Below are 6,563 nucleotides of genomic sequence, written 5' to 3'. Positions count from 1 at the left end.
CAACGGGACCTTAACCATACCAGTTACGATTGATGACGGAGAGGCGGAGAACTCAGTAAGTAATACGTTTAACCTTTCAGTAACGGTGGGTGCAATTAATAATGCCCCCGTTATTTCTGGTATACCAAGTCAAACCATTAGTGAAGGAATGCCTTTTAATAGTTTCGATTTAGATGATTTAGTAGAAGATGCTGACCATTTAGATGCTGACCTGACATGGTCCGTTAATGATGACGACTCGGAACTGAAAGTTGATATAGATGATATAACGCATATTGCTACGATTAATATTCCTAATGAAAACTGGACTGGAACAGAAACTATAACTTTTACAGTTAGTGATGGAGATTTGTCTGATTCCGAAGATGTCGTGTTTACAGTTTCCAATATAGATAATGACCCCCCGGTTATTACTGAAATTTCCGATGTTTCAATTTCTGAAGGTAATAATTTTAATGTGATAGATTTGGATGCTTCAGTTTCTGATCCTGACCATTCAGACGAGATTCTTAGTTGGCAAGCAACTGGACAAGTTGAACTTTCTGTAGAAATTAATTCGACTTCACACGAGCTAACTGTAACTGTACCTAATACAAATTGGATAGGAGCGGAAACTATAACTTTAACGGTTACTGATGGTTCCCTGTCAGATACACAAGAAATCACCTTTACAGTCTCAAATTCAGATAATGACCCTCCAGTTATTACTGAGATTGCAGATGTTACAATTTCGGAAGGAGATAATTTTGATTTGATTGATTTAGATGTTTATGTTTCTGATCCTGATCATTCAAATGATGTTCTTACTTGGGTTGCAACAGGCCAGTCTCAACTTTCTGTAGTTATTAATTCAGTTTCTCATGAAGTAACTATAACAGCTCCCAATGAAAACTGGACTGGATCGGAAACGGTTACATTTACTGTAAGTGATGGAGTATTAAGTGATACGGAGGAAGTAATATTTACTGTACTTGAAGTAGATAATGATGCACCCGTAATTTCAGATATTTCGGATCAAAGCATTAATGAAGGAGCAATATTTACCACATTTGATTTAGATGACTATGTAACGGATTCTGAGCAATCGGATTCTGAAATTAGCTGGACAGCAACAGGTCAGAGCAATCTTATTGTAACAATTGACCCTACTAGCCATATTGCCACGGTAAATATACCAAATACAGACTGGTTTGGTTCGGAGATAATAAGTTTTATAGCCAATGATGGAGTATTAACAGATACGGAGAATGTCACTTTTACTGTTCAAAATGTGAATGATGCTCCTGTGTTTGCAGATATTGCCAATGTTAATATTACAGAAGGGAATACATTTGCTAGCTTTGATTTAGACGATTACATATCAGATGTTGACCACTTAGATTCCGAACTTACTATTATTGCTGCAGGTCAAACCGATTTGATAGTTAATATTGATGAAATTACTCATGAAGTAAGTATTTCAGCACCTTCTTTAGATTGGGATGAAGCAGAAACTATCACTTTCACGGTAAGCGATGGAGATCTTGAAGATAGTGATTTGGTTCAGTTCTCAGTAACTGGTGTTAATGATGCACCTCAGTTAATTGACATTCCAAATTTCACGATAAATGAAGGAGAAAACTTTGCTACCGTTGATTTAAATATTTATGTAGATGATGTTGATAATGTAGATTCTGAAATATCTTGGACTTATGCTGGTAATGGAGAACTGGAAGTAAATATCAGTCCTTCAAATATTGCTTCTGTTTCTGCTCCAAATGCCAATTGGTTCGGTTCTGCTACTATAACATTTACAGCAAGTGATGGGCAATTATCAGCAAATGATGAATCTGTATTTTTGATTAATGCTGTTAATGATGCTCCAATAATTACAGGACAAAGTCCAATTGAAATTGATGAGGATGAGGTCTATTCCCTTATCCCTAATACTATAAATGTCTCGGATGTTGATAACGAATACCCAACCGAACATACTATTAACATTTCTGATGGAGCTAATTATTCGGTAAGTAATGGTAGTGTAACCCCAAATGAAAATTATAATGGGACATTAACTATTCCAATTACAGTAGAAGATATTGGAACAGAGAATTCATTGAGTAACTCATTTAACCTAGTAGTAACTGTAAATTCGATAAATGATGCTCCAGTAATTACTGGGCAATCATCAAGTATTTCAATAAACGAAGATGAACAGGTGAGTATAAATATTTCTGACCTTGTTATTACGGATCCTGATAATGTAGTCTCGGATTTCGTGCTGACAACGTACGAAGGAGATAATTATTCTGTTGTGGCTAATGCCGTTGTTCCTGATGAAAACTATTCAGGTCTTCTTTCTGTTGATGTAGCTATTTCAGATGAGGAAACAGTAAACAATTTGAGTAATAGATTTACAGTTTCGATTCTAGTTATTGCTCAAAATGATACTCCAGAGAGTGAAAACTTCGCTTTAAGTACTGCTGAAAATCAAAATCTTAATATAGACATTGCAAACCATGTGAGTGATGTTGATGATAATTTGGACATAAGTACCTTAAGAATAGTGTCTGATGTGTCGCACGGAACAACAAGTGTAAATACTACCTTGGGAAGAATAGCATACATGCCTGTGGCTGGCTATTTTGGCGTCGATGAATTAACATATGAAGTTTGTGATACCGATGGAGCCTGTAGTTCAGGTGTAGTTACAATAACGGTATCAAATGAGGCTCCATCATCAACTGATTCGGAGGTGAATTTAAATGAGGATAATGTATCAATCGTAAATGTGATGGATAATGTGTCGGATCCTCAAAATAATATTGATTTAAATACTCTAAGAATTATTACTTCACCTGATAATGGGACAGCAAGTATTTTAAGTGGAGGTAGAATTCAATATACACCAAATGCAAATTATTTTGGTTTGGATGAACTGATGTTTGAAGTATGTGATGATGATGGTTATTGTACATCGGCTAGAATTAGCTATGAGGTTGCTGCGATAAATGACCAACCAGTTATTACTGGGCAAAATAGTTTGGTTATGGTTGAAGATAATGAATTGACCATTAGCTTAAATGATTTAACGGTTTCTGACATCGATAATAACTATCCGAATGATTTTATTTTGCAAGTTCAGCCAGGTGCAAATTATACGTATACAGGTACAACCATAACGCCAAATAATGATTTTGCTGGTGAATTAAGTGTTAATGTATTGGTTAATGATCAAAGTGCAGAGAATAATTTAAGTGAGGTTTATTCTATAGCCATTGAAGTTACTGGAGTTAATGATAAGCCTATCATAGAAGATCAGGTTTCGTTGACAACGCAAGAAGATACACCAATAGAAATTAATATAACAGACCTTACCATAATTGACCCAGATAACAACTATCCAGATGATTTTGTATTGGTATTATTACCAGGCTTAAATTATACGGTTAATGGAACCGAGCTTACACCAGCTGAGAATTATTATGGAGGTTTAAATGTACCTATTTATGTTGATGACCAAGAGGATATTAATGAGCGTAGTAGAATTTATAATTTAGTAGTTCGGGTAGATCCAGTAAATGATGCACCTGTGGCTAATATAATTAACCGATCTACACAGGAAAATGTATCCGTAACCATCCCATTTGAAAATATGGTGAGCGATGTTGATGATAATATTGATTTATCTTCATTTGAAAATACTTCGGAACCTTTGAATGGAACCCTCGATATAAATTTAATTAATTTATCGGTTACTTACATTCCCAATTCCAATCCTCCTTTTGCAGGAGAGGATTCTTTTAATTTTATATTTACAGACACAGATGGCTTACAAAGTAATGAATCGCAAGTCATCATTAATGTAACCAATCAAGCGCCCAATGCCATTGATGATGCATTTAGTGTTAATGAAGATGAAAGCGTTGTCTTTAATGTACTAACCAATGATGTAGATCCTCAAGATAATTTAGATGTTTCAACCTTAGTTATTGTGCTTAACCCAATAAATGGACAAGCGACTATTGATAACACAACAGGTGAGTTAACGTATACACCTAATGCAAACTTCTCTGGTACTGAAACTATTTCTTATAGGATTTCAGATACGGATGGATACTCTGACGAAGCTCCTGTAACAATAACAGTATTGCCAGTAAATGACTTGCCAATTGCTGTAGAGGATGAAGTAGAAACGGAGGAAGATGTAGAAATTTCAATTGATGTATTGGATAATGATAACGACATAGATTCTGACTTTAGTTTAATGACTCTAGTTGTGAATAGTCAGCCTGCAAATGGAACAGCATCCGTGGATGAAATAAATAAGGTGATCATCTACTCACCTAATGATGACTATAACGGTATGGATGAGTTCGTTTACACTTTATGTGATGCTGAAGGAGGGTGTTCTGAGGAGCAGAGTGTTACCATTATTATTACAGCTGTAAATGATGCACCAGTTGCGGAAGATGATGTGAGCATAGCTACAGGAGGTATTCCAAGGTCTATAAGCGTTGTAGATAATGATATTGATATAGATGGCAACTTGGACATTACTTCTATTAACGTAACCACTCCACCAATAAATGGAACTTTTACAGTAGAGAGTATAAATGGAGAAATTATTTATACCGCCAATAGCGATTTTGCAGGAACAGATATTCTGGTATATAGTATTTGTGATACTAATGGAGCTTGTGATGAAGCAACAGTTACAATAACCGTAGCTCCTAAAGATGCGCCTCCTGTATGTCAGGATGTTTTAGTAAATATGGTTGATGGTGAGAATGTGCAAGTAAATTTATTAGATCATGTAACTGATGAAAATCCATCTACACTTACCATATTATTAGGAGATTATACTTTGTTAAATGGTTTATTAGAAGAAGGTGAAAATGGACTTATTACCTATGCTTCTTTAGCTGGAGAGTATTGTATTGAGGAAATAGTTTCGTATCAGGCCTGTGACGAAATGGGAAATTGCGATGAAGCCGAAATAATGTTTGCAATTAGTGCGGATGATCAGGATAATGATGGAATACCAACATTTATAGAAGCGCAATATGGTAATTCGGATACTGATGAATGGCCAGACTTTAATGATGAAGATTCTGATAATGATGGCATATCTGATGCTATTGAAGCAGGCATTGCAGATCCGTGTGTTGATTTACCTCTGGACACAGATGATGATGGTATACCTGACTATAGAGATTTAGATAGTGATAATGATTTGGTGCCAGATGAAGAGGAGGGAAGTGATGATTGTGATAATGATGGCATACCTGACTTTAGAGATAATTTTGACGATTGTGCTGAACGTATTGATGCGCCGGAAACTTTCTCACCAAATGGAGATGGTATAAATGATACATTTACTATCCCAGGTTTGGGAGATATTGAAGGAAGTACAATATACGTTTATAACAGATGGGGAGGAGAGGTGTTTTCAATGCAAAACTACGATAACTCATGGGATGGCACTTCTGCTAATTCAGCCATTGGTTCAAAGGAATTACCTCAAGGAACCTATTATTATGTGGTAAAACTGAGTAATGGGAATGTGCTAAAAGGTATGGTGTATATTAAAAGATAATCCAATGAACAATTATAATATCATAAATAGGATGAAGCGATTAATAACGGTGGTAGTTGTACTCCTATCGTGTTGTTTTGGGAATCTCAATGCTCAGCAAGACCCACTTTATACACAGTACATGTTCAATACCTTATCCATAAACCCAGGCTATGCTGGTTCGAGAGAAGTGTTGAGTTTAATGTTATTAGCCAGACAGCAATGGGTTGGATTTGATGGGGCTCCTAAAACAGGAACTTTTACGGCTCACTCACCTGTTTACAGTAATATGGCAGTAGGAGGAAGTATTATTTACGACTCATATGGTCCTGTTAATCAGACTTCATTTTTTGTGGACTATGCCTATCATTTAAAACTAAATGAAAAACTGAAAATGTCCTTAGGCTTAAAAGGAGGAATGAATTATTATTCTATAGATTACAATAGTCTGCAACGAACAGTTTATGCGGATGATGCCTATAGTAATTATGCAGAAAGTTCTTTAATGCCTAATTTTGGGTTTGGTGTTTATTTGTATTCATCTAAGTTTTATTTTGGATTATCAGTTCCTAAAATAATAGAAAATACCTACGAAGAAGCCGGGTCTAGTTATGGAGAAGGAAAGGAGTTTCGACATTATTACGGAATGATGGGAATGGCAATCAGAACTAATGACTGGTTGGTGTTAAAGCCATCCATCTTAACTCGATTAGCTGAAGGGTCGCCGTTAAATGTTGATTTAAACATCAATTCTATTATTAAAGATAAGTTTTGGTTGGGAGTTATGTATCGCTTAAATGAATCATTTGGAGGCATCGTACAATACCAGATATCTCCGCAGTTTAGATTTGGGTATGCCTTTGATATGAATACTAATGAGCTAAGTTCATACAATAGTGGTAGTCACGAAATAATGTTGAACTACGAGTTTAATTTCGATAAAAAGAAAGTGCTTAACCCTAGATATTTTTAATGGCATTATTTTTTCAGTTTAGTGCATTAATTC

2 protein-coding genes are annotated in these 6,563 nt (G+C 35.5%); both read left to right on the top strand.

Annotated features, from left to right (window positions below; genetic code table 11):
• Positions 1 to 5,578, top strand: a 5,578-nt coding sequence (locus tag A8L32_RS18845) for an Ig-like domain-containing protein (RefSeq protein ID WP_075591242.1), incomplete at its 5' end; no start/stop codon positions are given.
• Between the two features lie 4 nt (positions 5,579 to 5,582).
• The gene (locus tag A8L32_RS18840) at positions 5,583 to 6,530 is read left to right on the top strand and encodes a PorP/SprF family type IX secretion system membrane protein (RefSeq protein WP_083631407.1); all 948 of its coding nucleotides are present in this window, start codon (positions 5,583 to 5,585) and stop codon (positions 6,528 to 6,530) included.
• Positions 6,531 to 6,563: the final 33 nt, after the last annotated feature.

This window comes from Labilibacter marinus (assembly GCF_001659685.2).
GTDB classification, from domain to species: domain Bacteria; phylum Bacteroidota; class Bacteroidia; order Bacteroidales; family Marinilabiliaceae; genus Saccharicrinis; species Saccharicrinis marinus.
The sequence above is the reverse complement of the archived record's forward strand: the minus strand, read 5'-3'. Positions and strand labels throughout refer to the sequence as shown.